The organism is Actinokineospora cianjurensis, assembly GCF_003663795.1.
Taxonomy (GTDB): Bacteria; Actinomycetota; Actinomycetes; order Mycobacteriales; family Pseudonocardiaceae; genus Actinokineospora; species Actinokineospora terrae.
The window spans coordinates 159,593-178,695 of record NZ_RCDD01000002.1; the positions used below are offsets into that span (position 1 = coordinate 159,593).

17 protein-coding genes and 2 pseudogenes are annotated in these 19,103 nt (G+C 71.4%); 5 read left to right on the plus strand and 14 right to left on the minus strand.

Features of this window, described 5'->3' with window-relative positions; all coding sequences use genetic code 11:
• Nucleotides 1–11: 11 nt before the first annotated feature.
• Entirely contained in the window at nucleotides 12–794 is a 783-nt protein-coding gene (locus tag CLV68_RS15440; RefSeq protein ID WP_121391337.1) for an alpha/beta hydrolase, read from the plus strand.
• Here the strand turns inward: CLV68_RS15440 and CLV68_RS15445 are convergent.
• From CLV68_RS15445 to CLV68_RS15475, 7 genes and pseudogenes are all read right to left on the minus strand, one after another.
• Nucleotides 791–1,984, minus strand: a complete 1,194-nt coding sequence (locus CLV68_RS15445; protein WP_147460008.1) for a hypothetical protein — start codon at nucleotides 1,982–1,984, stop codon at nucleotides 791–793. The genes CLV68_RS15440 and CLV68_RS15445 overlap by 4 nt on opposite strands.
• A gap of 225 nt (nucleotides 1,985–2,209) precedes the next feature.
• Entirely contained in the window at nucleotides 2,210–2,665 is a 456-nt protein-coding gene (locus CLV68_RS15450; RefSeq protein ID WP_121391342.1) for a hypothetical protein, read from the minus strand.
• Complete coding sequence (locus tag CLV68_RS15455) at nucleotides 2,665–3,129, minus strand: hypothetical protein (RefSeq protein WP_121391344.1); 465 nt, start codon at nucleotides 3,127–3,129, stop codon at nucleotides 2,665–2,667. Before CLV68_RS15455 ends, CLV68_RS15450 begins: the two co-directional genes overlap by 1 nt.
• Nucleotides 3,130–3,178: 49 nt before the next feature.
• Nucleotides 3,179–4,225 (minus strand): annotated as a pseudogene (locus CLV68_RS15460) (SPFH domain-containing protein); the annotation flags it as partial.
• A gap of 78 nt (nucleotides 4,226–4,303) precedes the next feature.
• A complete protein-coding gene (locus CLV68_RS15465) occupies nucleotides 4,304–4,729 on the minus strand; it encodes an NfeD family protein (RefSeq protein ID WP_121392303.1) in 426 nt (141 codons plus the stop codon).
• 39 nt (nucleotides 4,730–4,768) lie between these two features.
• The gene (locus tag CLV68_RS15470) at nucleotides 4,769–5,581 is read right to left on the minus strand and encodes a DUF3097 domain-containing protein (RefSeq protein WP_121391346.1); all 813 of its coding nucleotides are present in this window, start codon (nucleotides 5,579–5,581) and stop codon (nucleotides 4,769–4,771) included.
• Nucleotides 5,582–5,829: 248 nt separating this feature from the next.
• Nucleotides 5,830–6,957: an FAD-dependent oxidoreductase gene (locus CLV68_RS15475; protein WP_121391348.1), complete on the minus strand. Its 1,128-nt coding sequence runs from the start codon at nucleotides 6,955–6,957 to the stop codon at nucleotides 5,830–5,832.
• A gap of 184 nt (nucleotides 6,958–7,141) precedes the next feature.
• On the opposite strand from CLV68_RS15475, the gene CLV68_RS15480 reads away from it, so the two are divergent.
• Nucleotides 7,142–7,993, plus strand: coding sequence for an LLM class F420-dependent oxidoreductase (locus tag CLV68_RS15480; RefSeq protein WP_121391350.1), 852 nt, complete (start codon nucleotides 7,142–7,144; stop codon nucleotides 7,991–7,993).
• Between the two features lie 152 nt (nucleotides 7,994–8,145).
• On the opposite strand, the gene CLV68_RS15485 is transcribed toward CLV68_RS15480, so the two are convergent.
• Both CLV68_RS15485 and CLV68_RS15490 read right to left on the minus strand, forming a co-directional pair.
• The gene (locus CLV68_RS15485) at nucleotides 8,146–8,940 is read right to left on the minus strand and encodes an SCO1664 family protein (protein WP_121391352.1); all 795 of its coding nucleotides are present in this window, start codon (nucleotides 8,938–8,940) and stop codon (nucleotides 8,146–8,148) included.
• Between the two features lie 7 nt (nucleotides 8,941–8,947).
• Nucleotides 8,948–9,514 carry a DUF3090 domain-containing protein gene (locus CLV68_RS15490; RefSeq protein WP_121391353.1) on the minus strand — a complete coding sequence of 189 codons (567 nt, stop codon included), beginning with the start codon at nucleotides 9,512–9,514 and terminating at the stop codon, nucleotides 8,948–8,950.
• Nucleotides 9,515–9,626: 112 nt separating this feature from the next.
• Here CLV68_RS15490 and CLV68_RS15495 point away from each other — a divergent pair, with 112 nt between their 5' ends.
• Together CLV68_RS15495 and CLV68_RS15500 are read left to right on the plus strand one after the other, a co-directional pair.
• A complete protein-coding gene (locus CLV68_RS15495; protein WP_121391355.1) occupies nucleotides 9,627–11,537 on the plus strand; it encodes an alpha/beta hydrolase family protein in 1,911 nt (636 codons plus the stop codon).
• Nucleotides 11,534–12,451: a S66 peptidase family protein gene (locus CLV68_RS15500; protein ID WP_121391357.1), complete on the plus strand. Its 918-nt coding sequence runs from the start codon at nucleotides 11,534–11,536 to the stop codon at nucleotides 12,449–12,451. Before CLV68_RS15495 ends, CLV68_RS15500 begins: the two co-directional genes overlap by 4 nt.
• A 303-nt stretch (nucleotides 12,452–12,754) precedes the next feature.
• Here the strand turns inward: CLV68_RS15500 and CLV68_RS34725 are convergent.
• The 3 genes and pseudogenes from CLV68_RS34725 to mptB all read right to left on the minus strand — a co-directional run.
• A pseudogene (locus tag CLV68_RS34725) lies at nucleotides 12,755–13,618 on the minus strand (MFS transporter); the annotation flags it as partial.
• Between the two features lie 64 nt (nucleotides 13,619–13,682).
• Nucleotides 13,683–14,369, minus strand: coding sequence for an MBL fold metallo-hydrolase (locus tag CLV68_RS15510; protein ID WP_211346560.1), 687 nt, complete (start codon nucleotides 14,367–14,369; stop codon nucleotides 13,683–13,685).
• Nucleotides 14,370–14,445: 76 nt separating this feature from the next.
• The gene (gene mptB, locus CLV68_RS15515) at nucleotides 14,446–16,005 is read right to left on the minus strand and encodes a polyprenol phosphomannose-dependent alpha 1,6 mannosyltransferase MptB (protein WP_246009891.1); all 1,560 of its coding nucleotides are present in this window, start codon (nucleotides 16,003–16,005) and stop codon (nucleotides 14,446–14,448) included.
• A gap of 247 nt (nucleotides 16,006–16,252) precedes the next feature.
• On the opposite strand from mptB, the gene CLV68_RS15520 reads away from it, so the two are divergent.
• Nucleotides 16,253–17,554: a M20/M25/M40 family metallo-hydrolase gene (locus CLV68_RS15520; RefSeq protein ID WP_121391362.1), complete on the plus strand. Its 1,302-nt coding sequence runs from the start codon at nucleotides 16,253–16,255 to the stop codon at nucleotides 17,552–17,554.
• A gap of 49 nt (nucleotides 17,555–17,603) precedes the next feature.
• Here CLV68_RS15520 and CLV68_RS15525 read toward each other — a convergent pair whose 3' ends face one another.
• Both CLV68_RS15525 and CLV68_RS15530 read right to left on the minus strand, forming a co-directional pair.
• The gene (locus CLV68_RS15525) at nucleotides 17,604–18,293 is read right to left on the minus strand and encodes a S8/S53 family peptidase (protein ID WP_121391364.1); all 690 of its coding nucleotides are present in this window, start codon (nucleotides 18,291–18,293) and stop codon (nucleotides 17,604–17,606) included.
• A 231-nt stretch (nucleotides 18,294–18,524) separates the two neighbouring features.
• Complete coding sequence (locus tag CLV68_RS15530) at nucleotides 18,525–19,037, minus strand: hypothetical protein (RefSeq protein ID WP_147460009.1); 513 nt, start codon at nucleotides 19,035–19,037, stop codon at nucleotides 18,525–18,527.
• Nucleotides 19,038–19,103 lie beyond the last annotated feature (66 nt).

Below are 19,103 nucleotides of genomic sequence, written 5' to 3' on the forward strand. Positions count from 1 at the left end.
ACCGTGGCCGTATGCGCCCACCGATCACCGGAACCGCCGGGAACGTCCCCTTCACCGCCCTGCCACCCCCACACGACGGCCCCGCACCGCTGATCGTCACCTGGCACATGATGGACCCACCGCGCTCCGACGCCGCCTTCGCCGCCGCACTGCCCATGACCGACGTCCCCGCCTGGCGCGTGCACCTCGCCATGCCCCTGTGCGGGGCCCGCATGGTCAACGGCACCACCGACGCCATCGTCGACCTCGCCAGCCAAGACCCCCTGATGTCCTTCCTGCACCCCTTCGTCGAACAGGCCACCGACGAGTTCCCCGCCGCGCTGGCCGCCCTGCGCACCCACCTCACCACCGACGACGGCCCCATCGGCATCCTCGGCGCCTCACTCGGCGCCGCCGTCGCACTCCGCGTCCTCACCGGCACCGACACCCCGGTCCGCGCCGCCGCCATCGTCAACGGCGCCATCCGCATGCGCTCCGTCGTCGCCCTCTTCCCCGGCGACTACCCCTACGACACCCACACCACCGCCATCGTCGACGACCTCGACTTCACCACCAAGACCGACACCATCACCACCCCCCTGCTGATCATCACCGGCGCCCACGACCACCCAGCCCTCCACGCCGACGCCCACCACCTCGCCACCACCCTGGGCGACCGCGCCGAACTCCACACCATCCCCGACCTCACCCACCCCCTCGCCGAGGAACCCGGCATCGTCCCCGCACCCCAACTCCCCCAGGCCCGCGAGGTCGACACCCACCTCACCACCTGGTTCCGCCGCCACCTCGCCTAGCGCCCCGCCACAAGAGCTGAGGGCATCTCACCCCGCTGAGCCTGCTGGGCCCTGTCCACCACCGCCCGCGCCAGGGCCCGCACCACGTCGGCATCGGCTGTACTGAAGCTGTCAAGGGAGTCCACAGTGGCCACAACGGTGCCAACGCGCAGCACGACGCTGATCCCCCGGAACTCTTCCGACGACAATCCCCTGCCCAGCTCGAGGTACCAGGTGATCGCCTCGTACTCGTCGCCACCGGTTCCCTGCAGCGTCGTGCGTGAGTGGTCGGAGGCGGAAACCTCCGACAACGAAGGCTGCTCGTCCGCTATGCGAGCCGCCCAGGTCTCGGTCCTGCTGCCCAACTGGTCCTTCACCGCGGAATAGCCCGACTTGGCATCCTCGACACTGCCGAAGGTGTGCACAGTCATCCCCACCCAGTCGGTCAGCGCGTCCGGGTTGTACTCGGTGGTCACCGACACCAGCGCGTCCCGGCACCCGGGTGGGCAGGAGACGTCCTTCGGCGTGCCCTGCACCAGTCGCCAGCCGCTGGGCACGCTGTCCAGGTCCGGCAGGATCCTCACGGCCGCGTCCCGCTCGGCCACCACCCGGGACTGACTCGGCGATCCGCCTACCCCCACGAGTACGAACGGACTCTCCTGCGACGCGGCCGAGCCGGGATCCGCGATCTGCTCCACCGCTGTCCAGTACCCGGCGGCGCCACCCAGCAGAGGGCCTGCCACGACCAAGGCCAGCAGGCCGCCCATGCCCACCCGCACGGTGCGGTGCCGGGACTGGTCGACGTCGCCGGAGGCGATGGCGCCGCCGGTCATGCTGAACATTCCTGCCTGGATCGCCGGACCACCGATCACCGCGTCCTGGATGGCGTTGCGGATCACCACGTCCACCCCGTGCGACGACCGCCCCACCTCGACCAACGCGGCCCCCACCGCGGCCGCGAAACCCGCGTCACCAGCGCACATCGCCACAACCACGTCGACCACCGACTCCCGCGCGGCCTCGTCGTCCGGCGCGTCCACCAACCGCCGCACCGCCACCGACCACGCGGGTACCTCCCGCGCCCGCGCCACGACCAGCCCGTACAGCCGCTCCGCCGCACTCCCCGGGGGCCACGGCTCACCACCAGCGACCCGGAGCACGTGCCCGGCGACCACTGCGACCACCTGATCAGCCCGAACACCCGATGTCATGACCGCCCCCTCCGCGCACCAAACTCCCACCTGATCGTGGCAGCCCGTACGCACGGCGAGACCGCAGAACTGCGGCATGTCCAACTACTGTCTCGCCGGAACTCCCCGCCACACCAACAAACCACCGGCACCACCACCAGGTGGCACAAGATCCCAATATGGATGACTTCTGTCGTCTGTCGACGAACCCGGTGAAGGAACGGGCTCCGACCGAGACGCGCCAGGTCAGGCGATCGAGCAGTACAAGGACTCCCCCGAGTCCCGAGCAGCACGAGCAACGCCCACCAGAGCCGCCACCCACCGCTGCCACACCCCGGCATCCGCCGGGCCATCCAGCTCCTCGCCGCGCATCCACGCCGCCGCCACCGACGGCAAGTCCTCATCGGACACACCAGCCAACGCGTCCCGAGTACGAACGTCCCACTCGGACACGAAAGGCCCCGTCATCCACGGATCACCAGCCGACACCGGGCCGTCCGGCTCCGCGGTCGCGGGCCACACCTGGCGCTCCTCGATCACGTGCTCCGCGACCCCCGACGCCAGCGCCACCAACCGGTCCAGGGCCGCGTCGACACCCACCCACTTCGCGTCCACCCCGTCGAAATCCGGGAATGTCGCCAGATCAGCCAACCCCCGCAGCACCGCCGCGTCCCCAGGCGCCCGGAAGTACGACAACTCCACTACACACACATCCAGCAGTACAACCGCTCACTCGCCGCCCGAGCCCGACGCGCCAACCCCGCCAACTCGGCCACCACCGGCTCCCACTCCCCGGCCGACGAACCCGCCAACTCCTCCGCGAGCACCAACCGCGCCGCCACCGCCCCCGGGTCCGTGATCCCGGCCAGGGCGTCGTGCGCCTCCAGGCCCACCTCGTACACCCACGGCCCCTCCGCCCACGGATCCCCATCCCCGGGGAACTCCGTCGGCTCCGCCGTCGTCGGCCACACCGCCTCGTGCTCACCACTGCGGTACGACACACCCGACGCCGCCGCCACCAACCGTCCCAACACGACCAACACCTCAAGGCCCTTGGCCCGCACACCGTCGAACTCGCCCACCGGGGACGCGGCATCCGACCGTTCCAGGCAAGACACCACGACCCCGGCACCCGGCGCCCTGAAGTACTCCGTCAGCAAACCCATGCCGCCAGTACAGCAGCACCCACCGACACACTCAGACCTGAGGCGGCAACAGCGGGTCGACCGGCTTCTGCGCCACCGCCTCCGCCGCCCGCACCGCCCGCGCGACCTCCGGGTCGGTCGAGGTGTCGAACCAGTCCGACACCTCCTCGTCGTCCACCTGCGACACCGACGACGCTGGCTCCTCCGACGGCTCGTACCGGAACACCCCGTCGTCGGACTTGATGCCGAACTGGCGCGCGAAACCCTCCAACGCCCGGCTGAAGTCGGTCGGGATCATCCACACCTTGTTCGCGTCGCCCTTGGCCATCTCCGGCAACGTCTGCAGGTACTGGTACGCCAACACCTCCGGCGTCGGCCGACCCGCCTTGATCGCCGCGAACACCTTCTCGATCGCCTTCGCCTGACCCTGCGCCTGCAGGTACCGCGCCGCCCGCTCACCCTGCGCCCGCAGGATCCGCGACTGCCGCTCCGCCTCGGCCGCCATGATCGTCGCCTGCTTCGCGCCCTCGGCCGCCAGGATCTGGCTCTGCTTCGACCCCTCCGCGGTCTTGATCGCCGCCTCCCGCTGGCCCTCCGCGGTCAGGATGATCGCGCGCTTCTCCCGGTCCGCGCGCATCTGCTTCTCCATCGAGTCCTGGATGGACGGCGGCGGGTCGATCGCCTTGAGCTCCACCCGCGCCACCCGGATGCCCCAGCGACCGGTCTCCTCGTCCAACACCCCGCGCAACTGCCCGTTGATGTGGTCGCGGGAGGTCAACGTCTCCTCCAGGCTCATCCCACCCACCACGTTGCGCAGCGTCGTCGTGGTCAACTGCTCCACCGCGATGATGTAGTTCGCGATCTCGTACACCGCGGCCCGGGAATCGGTCACCTGGAAGTACACGACCGTGTCGATCGACACCGTCAGGTTGTCCTGGGTGATCACCGGCTGCGGCGGGAACGACACCACCTGCTCGCGCAGATCGATCCGCGCCCGGATCCGGTCGAAGAACGGCACCAGCACGTTGAGCCCCGGCTCGGCCACCGTCCGGAACCGGCCCAACCGCTCGATCACCGCCGACTGCGCCTGCGGGATCACCTTGATCGACTTGGCCATCACGACCAGGACGAAGAACACCACCACGATGCCCACGATCAGCGGCACACTCACAACACCCTCCAACCTCTCGCGGGCCTACTGGTCGGCCCACACCACCGCGGTCGCCCCGGCGATCTCCATGACCGTCACCGACGACCCGGGCTCCAACACCTGAGTGGCGTCCAGCGTGCGCGCCGACCACTCCTGGCCGCGCAGCTTCACCCGCCCACCGTGCTCGTCGACCCGCGCCACCACAACCGCGCGCTCACCGACCAACGCGGCCACATTGTCCCGCACGTGCGCCCCACCCAACCGGCGCCGCAACACCGGCCGCGCCACCGTCGTCAACCCCAACGAGACGACGGTGAACACCACGAAGCTGAGCACCGGCTCACCGAACAGCGCCTCGGTACCCGCGCCGAACAACCCGGCGACGCCCAGCATCACCAGCACGAAGTCACCCGAGAGCACCTCGGCGGCGATCAGCAGCAGTCCGCCCACGAGCCAGATCAGTGCCGCCATGCGATCATCCTCCCAGATCGCGGCGCCCACCGGGCACGATCACCCGGAACCGGGGTCGGTCACGAAGTCGATCAGCCGCTCCACCGCGCCGACCAGCGGCGCCTCCAGATCGCGGAACCCGCGCACCGACCCCCGCACCCGCCGCCACCCGTCCGCAGGCTCACCCCAGCCCAGCGCCGCGCACACCCCGTCCTTCCACGGCACGCCGCGCGGCACCACCGGCCACGCCGCGATCCCCAGCACCGACGGCTTCACCGCCTGCCAGATGTCCACATAGGGGTGTCCGGTCACCAGCACGTGCTCGTCGCGCACGCCGTCGACGATCCGCGACTCCTTGCTGCCCGCCACCAGGTGGTCCACCAGCACGCCCAGCCGCCGGTCCGGGCCGGTGCCGAACTCCGCGACCAGCTCCACCAGGTTGTCCACACCGTCGAGCGGTTCGACCACCACACCCTCGACCCGCAGGTCGTGGCCCCACACCAACTCCACCAGCTCCGCGTCGTGGATCCCCTCGACCCAGATCCGGCTCGCCCGCGCGGTACGGGCCCGCAACCCCTGCACCGCCGTGGACCCCGACGCCGACCGTGACGGCGTTGTCACTACAGGCGTAGGCGCGGGACGCACGAGCGTCACCGTCCGTCCTTCCACGGTGAACCCCGCCGGGGTCAACGGGAACAGGCGGTGCTTGCCGTGCCGGTCCTCCAGCACGACGTTGCCGTACTCGAACCGCACGACGGCACCGCAGAACCCGGTAGCCGCGTCTTCCACCACGAGACCGTTCTCGGCCACCACTTCCGGGATCTGCCGACGCGGCTTACCGGACAGGATGTCGCCGTAATCCTGAGAGCGCACACCGCCACGCTAGCGACCCAGCCCCTCCCCCGGCTTGAGGCACGCCGAGACCACGGCCCCATCGGCATCCTCGGCGGCTCACTCGGCGCCGCCGCCTCGGCAAGGGCCAGCCCTGTCGTGTGCAGCTGCTTTTGATGCTCTGCTGCTCCGTAATCCGGCTAGCCCCAGAGGGGTCATCATCGGTAATCTTGATAGTCAATAGCGGATAGTGAGACACAGGGGAGAGGCTTCGAGGACTGACGGGTGGCTCAGCGGGCCTGGCCCTCGCCTGCGAAGAAGCCGACCAGGCTGTAGGGCGCGTCGTCGTTGAGGTACAGGCCGAGGATGTCGTCCGCGGCTGCCTCTGCCGCCCGCGGGAACAGCGCCTGCTCGTACTCGGCGAGCGCGGCCTCCACGTCATCCGGGTGCGCCGCGAGGGCCAGGCCGAGCTCCGAGCCGTCGTACATCGCCACGTTGGCGCCGTCGCCGTTGGGGACCATGAGGTGGGCGGCGTCGCCGAGCAGGGTCACCCCCGGCACCCGGTCCCAGCGGTGGCCGATCGGCAGGGTGTTGATGGGGCGCGGGACCGGCGGGGTGTCGGTGTCGGTGATCAGCGCGGTGAGCTCGGGAGCCCAGCCGTCGAACTCTCGCGCGACCTGCTCGGTAGCGCTAACGGTGTCGGTGAAGTCGATGGCGTCGAGCCAGTCCCGCGGCTTGATGAGCTGCGTGTAGGTGTGCAAGGTCCCGCCGCTCTCCCGGTGGGCCGCGATCCCCTTCCCCGGCGCGAGCGCGAACAGCGATCCCCCACCCACGGCCTCGGCACTCGCGGGGTGGCGTGTGTCGCTTTCGTACAGGTACGTCTCGACGAACGAGACGCCCGCGTACTCCGGTTTCGCGTCCGACAGCAGCGGGCGGACCCGCGACCACGCGCCGTCCGCGCCGACGAGCAGGGTCGTGGTCACGCTGGTCCCGTTGGCGAAGCTCACCTCGTGCCGGGTGTCACCGAGGCTCTGGACGTCGGTGACCTTGTGCCCCCACACCACGGTGCCCGCCGGGAGTGAGTCGAGCAGTACCTGGCGCAGCGCCCCGCGGTGCACCTCGGGGCGACCGCCGGTGCCGTCGTCGGGCTCCTCGTAGAGGACCTTGCCATCCCGGTCGAGGATCCGGATCGCCTCGGCGCCGTGGTGGATGAGGCCGCGGAACTCCTCGGTCAGGCCCGCCGCCGCCAAGGCGGGCTGGCCGTTGCCCTCGTGGATGTCCAGCATGCCGCCCTGGGTGCGCGCGGTCGGCGATGCCTCCGCCTCGTAGACGGTGACCGGGATGCCGTGGACGTGCAGGACGCGGGCCAGGACGAGACCGCCGAGGCCCGCGCCGATGATCGTGACGGAAGTGGACACCGTGGCTCCTCCGGGATCGGGCGACGCGGTCAGGTAGGGCCAACCACGGTTCCACGATGGAACACCCGCCGGGCTGTGTCGACACGACCGCGCGTCAACCCCACGGACGGGTCCGGGAAGAACAGGGAGCCGCGACTGGTTCCCCTTGCCGGGTACTCGGGAGATCAATCGGAGGTGTCCGCTCGTGGAGCAAGGCGCGTTCGGGTTGAGCGCGAAGGCGACGTTGGGGCCGGTCGAGACGGCGCGACTGGCCACACTGGCCGAGGACCTCGGCTACCGGTCCTGGTGGTGCGGTGACCACGTGGTGCTGCCCAGCCCGCGGGTGCCCGACTCGCCGATGGCGCCGGAGGACCCGATGCTCGACCCGCTGGTCCACCTGAGCTACGTGGCGGCGGTGACCGAGCGGATCGAGCTGGCCACCGGCATCGTCATCCTGCCGCAGCGCAACCCGCTGGTCCTGGCCAAGCAGGCGGCCAGCCTGGACGTGCTCTCCGGCGGCAGGCTGCTCCTCGGTGTCGCGGGCGGCTACCTGGAGCCGGAGCTGTCCGCGCTCGGTGTGCCGCTGTCGGAACGCGGCAGCCGCACCGACGAGTACATCGACGCCATGCGCGCCCTGTGGAACGACCCGGCGCCGGTCGCCTTCACCGGCAGGCACGTGTCCTTCCAGGACGTCGACGCCAACCCCCGGCCGATCACCGCAGGCGGCCCCCGCGTCGTCGTCGGCGGGCACAGCCCCGCCGCGTTCCGCCGGGCCGTCGCCCGCGGCCACGGCTGGTTCGGCACCGGCTCCTCCCCCGACGACCTCGCCGGACACCTGCGCGGCCTGGCCGAGGCCGCGGGCCGGGTCGAACGCCCCGCCGCGCTCGGCGCCCTGGAGATCAACTTCATGCAGGTCGACCCGGTCGAGGTGACCGCGGCCGCCGCCCACCGCTACGCGGAACTCGGCGTCACCCGGCTCGCCCTGTACCCGCTCCCCCTCGAAGACCCCGACGACGTGGCGAGGTTCCTGGAACGCCACGCGACCCTCACCAACTGAGCCCCCTCTCGTCCCGGCTGCTCTTCTGCCCTACGAGCTGGCGCCGATCTAGACCCGCTACTGGTAATCTTGATAGTCGATAGTGAATAACTAGTTCATGGGGGGAGCGGCAAGGGAAGTGCCAGGTGGGATGGGTGTCTAGCCCGAGTGGGCTAGAAGGCGGGCCACGGGATCGGGCGGCCGTCCTCGTCCGGGACCGGGTACACCGGGGCGGCCAGCACGGCCTTCACCCGGGTCGTCAACGCCGCGATCTCGGCGCGGGTGATGTGGGCGGACAGCTCCCCCGGCAGCGGCCCGCGCAGTGCGGCGTTCAGCGTGTGCAGCGCCTCGACGGCCTCGTCCGGCAGGGCCTCCCCCGCCCAGCCCCACAGGACGGTGCGGAGCTTGTTCTCCTGGTGCAGGCAGATGCCGTGGTCGACGCCGTAGACGCCGCCGTCGGTGCCGTGCAGGACGTGGCCGCCCTTGCGGTCGGCGTTGTTGAGCACCACGTCCAGCGCGGACATCAGCGCGACCGGCGCGGCGTCGGAGTGGGCCAGGACCGCGGGGTCGCCGAAGCGGTCGTGGGCGTGCAGGATCGGCCGCCACCCCTGCGGGACCTCGTCGGGGGGCAGGACGTCGACCAGGTCGTCGCCCTCCTTGGTGTCGATCCAGAGCTGCGCCATCCCCGGCCCGAACGGCCCCTCGCGCAGCACCGTGGGCGGGATAAGAGGCAGACCTGCCGCGGCGGCGACGAGGTACGCGGCGACCTCGCGGCCCGCCAGGGTGCCGTCGGGGAAGTCCCACAGCGGGCGTTCACCGCGCACCGGCTTGTAGACGCACTGGGCGGCGACCCCGTCGGCCTCGATGGCGCAGAGCAGGGTGGCGTTGGAGGCGTCGACCAGCCTGCCCTCGATCTCCAGGGAGCCGCGCAGCAGGAACTCGCCGACGCCGGCGTCGGTGGGCAGCACGGGCGCCTCAGTCCTCGTCGCTGCGGCGGTACCCGTTCTGCCGCGGGCACACGTGGTTACCGGCGTCGAGCGGCTCGGCGCACAGCGGGCACGGCTTGCGCCCGGCGTTGACCACCCGGTCGGCGCGCTCGGCGAAGGCCCTGGCCTCGGTCGGGCTGAGGAACACCCGGACCGCGTCGGGGCCCTCCTCGGTGTCGTCGAGCACGACCGACTCGTCGACCTCGCCCTCGGTGGCGGCGAGCAGCTCGATGACGACGGCGCGGGTCTCGGCGTCCCAGCCCAGGCCCATGGTGCCGACGCGGAACTCCTCCTCGACCGGGACGACCAGCGGTTCGGCGTCGACGTCGGTGTCGGGCACCCCGTCGGGGACCTCGGCGCCGAAGCGGCGGTGGACCTCCTCGAGCAGCGAGCCGATGCGCTCGGCGAGCACGGCGACCTGCTGCTTCTCGATGGTCACGCTGACGGTGCGGGCGCTCTCGACGGCCTGCAGGTAGAACGTGCGGTCACCGGGTTGCCCGACGGTCCCGGCGACGAACCGGTCGGGTTGGCGGAAGACGTGGATGACACGGGCCATGGCACCTCCGACTTTATGGGACATCCCGGCGGCGAGCAGGCCGTACCCACCGCTGTCCCCGCACCGGTCCACCGTATCGGGCCACCACAGCGGGGTCTGTAGGGTCCTGCCTGTGGTGAAGATCGCTCCATACGGTACGTGGGTGTCCCCGCTCGGCGCGGCCGACGTGGCCAGGGCGGGCACGGCCCCGTCGTGGGTCCGCCGGTTCGGCGCCGAGGTGTTCTGGACCGAGGGCCAGCCCCTGGAGGGCGGCCGGTCGGCGCTGTTCCGGCACGACGGCGCGCGGGTGCGGCGCGTGCTGGAGGCGCCGTGGAACGTGCGCAGCCGGGTCCACGAGTACGGCGGGTTGCCCTACCTCGTGCTGGGCGAGCGGGTGGTGTTCACGAACTGGGATGACCAGCGCGTCTACCTGACCGACCGGGACGGCACCGACCCCACGCCGATCTCCGCTGAGCCGTCGACGCCGCAGGGCTGGCGGTACGTGGACCTGGTCGCCGGGCCTGGCGACGCCGAGGTGTGGTGTGTGCGCGAGGACAGCTCGGACTATCGGGAGTTGGTGGCGCTACCTCTCGGCGGTGGTCCTGCCCGGGTGTTGGGCCGTACTCACCACTTCATGACGTCTCCGCAACCGAGTCCCGATGGGCGTCACGCGGCGTGGATCGGGTGGGAGCACCCGAACATGCCGTGGGACAGCAGCGAGCTGTGCGTCGCGGCGATCACCGAGGACGGGACGCTGGGTCCGCACCGGGTCGTCGCGGGTGGTCCGCGCGAGTCGGTGTGCCAGGTGCGGTGGGAGGCAGCGGACTCGCTGCTGGTGATGACCGACCCGGATGGTTGGTGGAACCTGCACCGGATCGGGTTGGACGGCTCGGTGGTCAACCTGGCGCCGGGCGAGCACGAGCTGGGCGGGGCCCTGTGGCAGCCGGGCCACCAGTGGTTCGCGCAGCTGGGGCGCGGGCGGTTCGCGGTGCTGCGGACCAACCGGCTGACGGTGCTCGACGAGCGGTCCGGGACGGTGACCGAGGTCGAGTCCGACCTGCCGGTGTGGTCGAACCTGGACGCGGACACCGACGGCGTCGTGGTGGCCACGGCCGCGGGTCCTCGGTCGGACTGGACGGCGGTGCGGTTGGACCTGTCGACCGGGGAGCTGGAGGTGCTGGGGACGCCCGGGGAGCTGCCGTCGGTGGAGTACCTGCCGGAGCCGCGGTCGGGGATGTTCGACGCGCCGGAGGGGCACCGGATCCCGGCGCACTTCTACCCGCCGACGAACCCGGACTTCGAGGGGCCTGCCGGGGAGCTGCCGCCGTTGCTGGTGTGCGCGCACGGTGGGCCTACCTCGCACTACGTGCCCGCGTTGGACGTGGACATCGCTTACTTCACCAGCCGCGGTTTCGCGGTCGTCACGGTCGACTACGCGGGCTCTACCGGTCACGGTCGGGCCTTCCGGGAGCTGCTCAAGGAGCAGTGGGGTGTGGCGGACGTGCGTGACTGCGCGACGGTCGCCACCGCGTTGGTCAAGGAGGGGTTGGCCGACCCTGGTCGGATCGCGATCCGCGGTGGCAGCGCCGGTGGGTGGACCGCGGCGGCGGCGATCACGAGCGTCGACACGTTCCGGTGCGCGACGCTGCGGTATCCGATCCTGGACCTGACGCCGTGGGCGGACGGGGGCGTGGAGAGCCACGACTTCGAGTCCCGGTACGTGGAGGGCCTGGTCGGGTCGCTGCCCGAGCACCGTGACCGCTACCTGGAGCGCTCCCCCATCTCGCACATCGACCACTTGGCCGGTCCGGTGCTGTTGCTGCAAGGGCTGGAGGACAGGGTGTGCCCGCCCGCGCAGGCCGACCGGTTCGTGGCCGCGCTCGATGGCACCGGTGTCCCCCACGCCTATCTGACCTTCCCCGGTGAACAGCACGGGTTCCGGGCCGCGGCGACGATCGCGGCGGCGGCCGAGGCCGAGTTGTCGTTCTACGGGCAGGTCTTCGGGATCGAGACCGACGCGCCAGAGGTGGGGCTGCACCGATGAGACGTGTCCACCCACCGCGGCTGCGCCGTGGTTCCACCGTCGCCGTGGTGGCCCCGGCTGGGCCGGTCGACCCGCGGCTGCTCGCCGAGGGCATCGCGGTGCTGGAGTCCTGGGACCTGACCGTGCGCGTCGGTGACCACGTGCTGGGCCACCACCCGAAGCTGCCCTACCTTGCCGGGAGCGACGCCGACCGGGCCAGGGACTTCCAGCGCGCCTGGTGCGACCCGGCGGTGGAGGCGGTCATCTGCGCGCGCGGCGGCTACGGCGGCCAACGCGTGTTGGACCTGCTGGACTGGTCGGAGTTGGCGGCGGCCGGTCCGAAGGTGTTCGTGGGGTCGAGCGACGCGACCTGCCTGCACGACGCCATCGGCGCCCGGCTGGACCTGGTGACGTTGTTCGGGCCGATGATCGCGGGCGCGTTGTTCGACGTCGACGCGCAGCGGCACCTGCAGGACACCCTGTTCTACCCGGAGAGCGCGCGGCGGCTGATCGGTCCGACCACGGCCACCGCGGGTCACGGTGTGGCGCGGGGGATCACGGTGGGCGGGAACCTGTCGCTGATCACCGCCGGGTTGGGTGCCGCGGACTACTTCCCGCCGCCGGACGGGGCGATCCTGCTGCTGGAGGACGTCAACGAGGCGCCGTACCGGATCGACCGGATGCTCACGCAGCTGCTGCGGGCCGGGTGGTTCACCGGGGTGTCGGGCATCGCGCTGGGCTCGTGGGCCGGGTGCGGGCAGCTGGAGGAGGTCTACACGGTGACCGAGGACCTACTCGGTGGCCTCGGGTTGCCGATGGTGTGGGAGCTGGGGTTCGGGCACTGCCCCGGCCAGCTCACCGTCCCGCTCGGGGTCGAGGCCGTCCTGGACGCCGACGACGGCACCCTGACCGTGGACGAGGCCGCGCTGGCCTGACGGGCGGGCCAGGGCGAGCAGCACGGCGCCGAGCGCGGCCATGATCATGCACATGAGGTAGGCGTCGCGGTAGCCGATCTGCTGGGCCAGGCCGAGCAGCGGTCCGGCGACCATGGTCCCGGCGACGGTGGTGTTGCCGAACAGGGCGGTGACGGCGCCGGGCCTGCCGGGGTCGAGGGACTGGAAGTAGGAGATCCCGACGCCCATGACCGCGGCGATCACCACGGCGTTGAGCAGCTGCGCGACGGCGACCTGCCAGATGGCGCCGGTCGCGGCCATGACGGCGTGGTAGGCGACGGCGACGACCATGCCGACCAGGACGAGCCGGTGTTGGCTGGTGCGGACCGCGAGCGCGCCGAACCCGATCATCAGCGGGATCTCCAGTGCCGCGCACAGGCCCATCACCAGGCCCGCGTCGGCCGCGGTGCCGCCCAGCTCGGCGGCGACGAACAGCGGTAGCGCCATGATGCCGAGCGCGCCCGCGGCCTGGATGAGGGCGAAGGCGGGGACGGCGAGGAGCAGTTTGCGCCGGGGTGCGGGTGCGGGGCGGTCGGTGCCGTGCTCGCGGTGGTCGGCGGCGGGTTCGGGCAGGAACCAGGTGACGACGGCGACGAGGGCGTAGCAGGTGGCCACCGCGGCGAACAGGCCGGTGAACCCGGTGACCGAGACCAGCAGCGCGGCCAGTGGCGGGCCCGCGACCCAGGATACCGAGACCAGCATCCGCAGGGTGCTGATGACGAGCGGGGCCCTGGTGGAGCCGGACCGCTCCAGGACCAGGCCCGCGTAGGCGAAGACCTGGGACATCAGCGAGGTGCTGGCGGCGACCAGGGTGATGGACACGGCGAGGAGCAGCCAGTAGTCGCGGGTGACGGTGTAGAGGCCGTAGCCGACGGCTCCCGCGAGGCCCGCGCCGATCATCAGCAGGCGGCGGATGGCCCTGCTGTCGGACAGTCGCCCGAGCAGGCTGCTGGTCAGGACGCTGGCGATGGGGCCAGCGAGGAGGAACCCGCCGAGGGCGACCGGGTCGGCGGTGACCTCCTCGGTGAGGAACAGCGGCAAGAACGGGACACCGAGGGCGCCCGCGACCCCCACGGCGGCGGCGGTGGTGGCCAGCGGGGCGAGGGACGGGGTGCGGACAGGGGCGGAGGGAGTAGCCACACCAGTCACGCGATCATCCTCACCGCCGGGTGGGGGTCAGCGCGAGCCGTTTTGGGAGCGTTCTCCGCCACACTCACTCCAAACGGGACACCGCCGCCCGCAGAGCGGACGCCCCGCCGGTCACCAGGGGTTCCCCGTGTCCGAAACACACCGTCTCGGCGCCGAGGTCGGCCTGCACCCGCATGGACGCGACCGCCCGCTCCGGATCGGTGTTGAGCACGCCGAGGATCGTCCGGCCCTCGTGGAAGGCGATGGTGTCCCCGGTGAACAGGACACCGTGCGCGGGCAGGAACACCGCGACACTGCCGTCGGTATGCCCCGGCACCGGCACGACGTGCGCGCCACCCCCGAAGTCGAGCACCTCTCCACCCACCAACTCCACATCAACCGGACACGGCGGCGCGGGCGGCACGTGCGGCAGGGTCGCGACGAAGATCTCCACCTCCCAGTCCGCCATGACCGGAATCCCCGGCGGCGCGATCCCCCGCACGACATCGGCCTCGGCGCGGTGGGCGAGCACCTGGGCACCGTGCCATCCCCGGACCTCGGCGGCACTGCCCATGTGGTCGTTGTGCGCGTGGGTGATGACGACCCGCTCGATGTCAGCCGGATCCAGCCCGAGCCCGGCGACGGCTTGGGCGATCTGCTCCCCGGAACCCGCGATCCCGGTGTCGATAAGAGTCAGTGACGAGCCATCCCGCCACAGGTAGCCCTGTCCAACGGGGAAGGTCAGCATGGTCAGACGCTCAGAGATCCGCATACCGCCGACGCTAGGACCACGCAGCCGCGGTTGGACTCTATGTTCGCTCTGAGCGGGTCCGCCCAGAGCGAAGGTTTCAGACCTTCGCCGGGGTGTCCACCGTGATGAGTTCGTCGTGCTTGGTGAACAGGTGCAGGGGGTCGTTGCGGACCAGGGAGACGCCGGACAGGATCGAGACGGCGACGGCGCAGAGGATGAAGGGCCAGTTGTAGAGGAGGTCCTCGCCCGCCGGGGAGTACGTGAGGACCAGGAACACCGCGGCGCCGACCAGGATGGCGAGTTGCCTGCGCTGCCAGGGCAGGGCGGCGGCGATGACGAAGCCCCAGGTCAGGTACCACGGCAGGGTCGCGGGCGAGAGCACGGCGACGGCGAAGAGCACGTAGGACATGCGGCGCACCGCGTCGGCGCCGCCCTCGCGCGAGAGCCACCACTGGCGGATCGCGATGGCGAAGAACAGCAGGCCGCCGATGACCCGGGTCGTGTTGACGAACCAGCTCTTGTTCGCGTCGAAGAAGATGTCGACGATCGAGTGCGCGACCTCGCCGACGGCGGTCGGGATCGACAGCCAGTTGACGATCATCGTGGGGGCCTGCAGCGCGTTGAACCAGCCGAGGTTGACCCCGGCGATCAGCGTGACCGCGGTGAACACGACGGCGGTGGTGGCGACGGCGGCGGCCACGGCGCGGGTGAAGTTCTTCCAGAACGTCGACTTCAGGTGCCCGGCCCACACCCACACCAGGAACGGCAGCGCGAGCGCGGCGGTGGCCTTCACGGCGGCGCCGAGGGTGACCAGGGCGATGCCGAGCACGTGCTTGCGGTCGAGCACGCAGAGGGTGCCCGCGGCGAGGAAGCCGACCATCAGCAGGTCGTTGTGCGGGCCGCCGACCAGGTGCACGACGGTCATCGGGCCCGCGACGGCCAGCCACAGCGCGGTCGGCAGGTGGCCGCCGAGGTGGCGGACCAGGCCGGGCAGCGACCACAGCAGCATCGCCAGGCCGCCGAGCAGGACCAGGCGCATCAGGATGACGCCGAGGATCATGTTGGTGCCGGTGATCCAGGCGACGCCCTTGGCCAGCAGGATGAACATGGGGCCGTACGGGGCCGGGGTGGTCTGCCAGAACGGGTGGACGTTCTGCACGACTTCCTGCAGGCCGAGCACGATGGGGCCGACCGCGTACGGGTCCTGGCCGTAGAGCGGCAGGGCTCCCTGCGCGATGTAGGAGAAGACGTCGCGGGTGAAGATCGGCGGCGCCAGCAGCAACGGGGCGATCCAGCAGGCGGCGCCGACGAGCACCGGCCGCGATCCGACCCGACCGGCCAGCACGTGCCTGCCGAGGCGCACCCACGCCCAGACCACCAGCGCGAACCCGATGTAGAGGGTCGCGGTGGCCAGCATCTTGCCGTGGCCGTAGCGGATCCAGGACAGGGGACCGTGCCCGAGCACGGGGTCGCTGATGAGGACCCCGGCGGCGCCGAACGCGCTGAGCAGGATCATCAGGCTGCCCGCGGTGCCGAGCGCGATCGTGCGCACTGGCAGCGGGTTCGGCCGCCGGTCGACCTGGTCGTCGCGACCGTCGGAGACGGTCTCGGCCTGGTCGGACCGGGTGTTCGCGGTGCTCGCGTCGTCAGCGCCCAAGGGGTGATCCACGTGTGGGGACGGTTCTGTGCTGGTGGCCATCGGGAGATGAGATTACACAGGCGCGCGTGGCCGCATCCGCGCGATGGCCGTTGACGGTCGTACCAGCCGCGTGCGGATGGTCACACCTGGTTGCCGCCGATCGGCCCACCGGGTGCGCTGTTCGCGTTGCGCGCCCCCGTCGACAGCGACCAGGGTGGAGCCGAACGGCCCTGGCGCACCCCGACCAACGAGGAGAACCCGCCCCATGACCGAGCCGGTCGAGGACCTGTGCGCGCGGTTGATCCGCTTCGACACCACCAACCGCGGCCATGGGCAGGGTCGGGGTGAGCGCGACCTGGCGGAACTGGTCGCGGACCTGCTGACGGACGCGGGCCAGAAACCGGTGCTGCTCGAGCGCGCGGCGCGGCGGTCGAACGTGGTGGCGCGGGTGGCCGGGGCGCGGTCGGACCTGCCCGCGCTGCTAGTGCAGATGCACCTCGACGTGGTGCCCGCCGATCCCGCCGAGTGGTCGGTGGACCCGTTCGCGGGTGAGATTCGCGACGGTTTCGTCTGGGGTCGGGGCGCGGTGGACATGAAGGACATGTGCGCGTCGGTGCTGACTGTGCTCGGTAGGTGGTCGGAGGAGGGGCGAGTCCCTCAGCGCGACATCGTCGTGGCGTTCGTGGCCGACGAGGAGGACACCAGCGACTATGGCGCTCACTGGCTGGTCAAGGATCACCCGGAGCTGTTCGAGGGTTGCGTTGTCGGGATCGGCGAGTCCGGCGGGTACACCGTGCCGGTGCGCCGTGCGGACGGGGAGCTGGTGCGGCTCTACCCGGTGGGGACGGCCGAGCGCGGCACCGCCCACCTGCTGTTGACGGCCACCGGTAGGTCTGGGCACGGCTCTAGGCGCAACGACGACAACGCGGTCGTGAAGCTTGTGGACTCGCTGCACCGCTTGGCGGCCCATCAGTGGCCGGTGGTGCTGACTCCGGCTGTGCGCGCGTTCATCGAGCAGACCGCGGCCGCTGTGGACGTTCCGGTCGACTGGGACGATGTGGACGGCACGATCTCCCGGTTCGGCCCGGCGGTGAAGCTGGTCGAGAACACCGTCCGCAACAGCACGCGCCCGACGGTGTTGTCAGCGGGCTACAAGGTGAACGTGGTGCCGGGTGTGGCCCAGGCCCAGGTGGACACGCGGGTGCTGCCGGGCACCGAGGAGTGGATGCTGTCGGACATCGACAACCTGCTCGGGCCGGGCGTGCGGCGGGAGTTCATCGCCAACCAGCCGCCGGTGCAGTCGCGGGTGGACTCGCCGTGGTTCGACACACTGGCGGCGGCGATCCACTCGCAGGACCCCGACGGTGTGGTCGTGCCGTACTGCATGGGCGGCGGCACCGACGCGAAGGCGTTCAACAAGTTGGGCATCGAGTGCTTCGGGTTCGCGCCGTTGCTGCTGCCGGAGGGGTTCGACTACCGGGCGATGGCGCACGGGGTGGACGAACGCGTGCCGGTAGCGGGGCTGCGGTTCGGCGTGGAGGTCCTGGACCAACTGCTCTCCGGGTGACCTTGCCCTGGTGCGCGGCTGGCAGAGGCGTGTGGTCCTGGGTGTGCGCTTAGGTGGCGTAGTGCGCGAGTTGCTCGTGGGCACGTTCGGCGTCGAGCAGCGGCGGGCCGCTCGGTCGGTGGCTGGTGCCGATGAGAAGCGCTGACCGGACCTGCGGCGCGGTCGCGGTGGGGAACATCGACCAGAGCAACGCGGCAGTGGCGGCGACGACGGCCGCGGCGACTCCGTTGCCCGTAGTGGGTCCTTGTGGTCCTGGCACCTCTTCGCCTGGCGCGAAGAGGCCGCGTGCGTCCGGGTCCGGGTCCACGAACCAACTCGGGCGGCCGGACGAGGTGCAGGACAGGACGGGGATGGTCCAGGGGTGATCCGCGACGGCGGTGTCCCCGGCGGTGACCACGAGGATGTCACGGGTGGCGGTGTCGTCGAGTGCCGCGCGCAACGGGTGCTCGTCACCCTCGCCGACCGCCAGGCTCACCAACGCGATCCTGGCCGTCACGGCCCGCAACACCTCGGCTAACTCCTCCGGCGGCCGCGCCTGCCCCACCGCCCGCGTCACGACCGGCGACATCGGGTTGATCGCCAACCCGCCCTCACCCCCCACCCCGCTGAGGAACGGCGTGTCCGCCTCCGTCGCGATCACCTCGACCGGCTCGGCCCCGCTCCCCCACCGCACGACCCGGGTCAACCGCACCAGGTCCAACAACGGCGACCGAACCCGCCCACGCACCTCAGAGATCACGGCCGAACCACCCTCGCCAGTGCACGATCGAGTGACACCCGAGTGCCGACTGTATCCCGCCCGTGCAGATTCACGTGCACGCCAACCGAGTGACGGTCACATCCACGCTGCGTGATCACGACCGGGGTCGGATTCCCACCACGGGTGACCCTCGATCGGCGCATAGATCACCTGAAGCAACCGGCCGCCGCCGTGCTGCGGCGCGAGCACCTGGCCAGGGCGATCGAGCCCTCAGCCGGTGATGCGGATCGAGTCGTGGGAGTAGGCGCGGAGGGCGGTGATGATGTCGTCGCGGTCGCGGGTGAACAGGCGGGTGTCGAGGGGGAGGCCGGGGCCGGAGGCGACGGGCCAGGCGTCGCGGCGGTGCAGGCCGGTGACGCCCGGGGTGGTGGGGGTGACGCTGGGGCGGACGCGGAAGCGGAGGGTGGGGCCGTCGACGACGACGGCGCGCAGGGTGTCCCAGGGCAGCAGGGCGGGACCTTGGGCGGTCGGCAGCGTGACCCCGGCCAGGTCGATCATCAGCGGGCTGGAGCGGCGTTTGCGGCGGGCCACGTACCCGCCCACCTTCGCCGCGAGCGCCGCCAGGCCCGCGAGCGCGACCACCAGCCCGAACCAGCCCACGAACAGCAGCGCCAGGCCGGTCGCGGTGACGACGGCGCCACCGACCAGCCACGGCACCAGCGGGCGGCGCCAGGCGTCGTGGTCGACCTCCGCGATGAACAGCTCCCCGACTCCCGGTGGCACCAGCCCCTCCTCCTCGCCCTGACCGGGCACCCTACTGGCGCGGCAGTCGGCGGATCGGGGGAAATG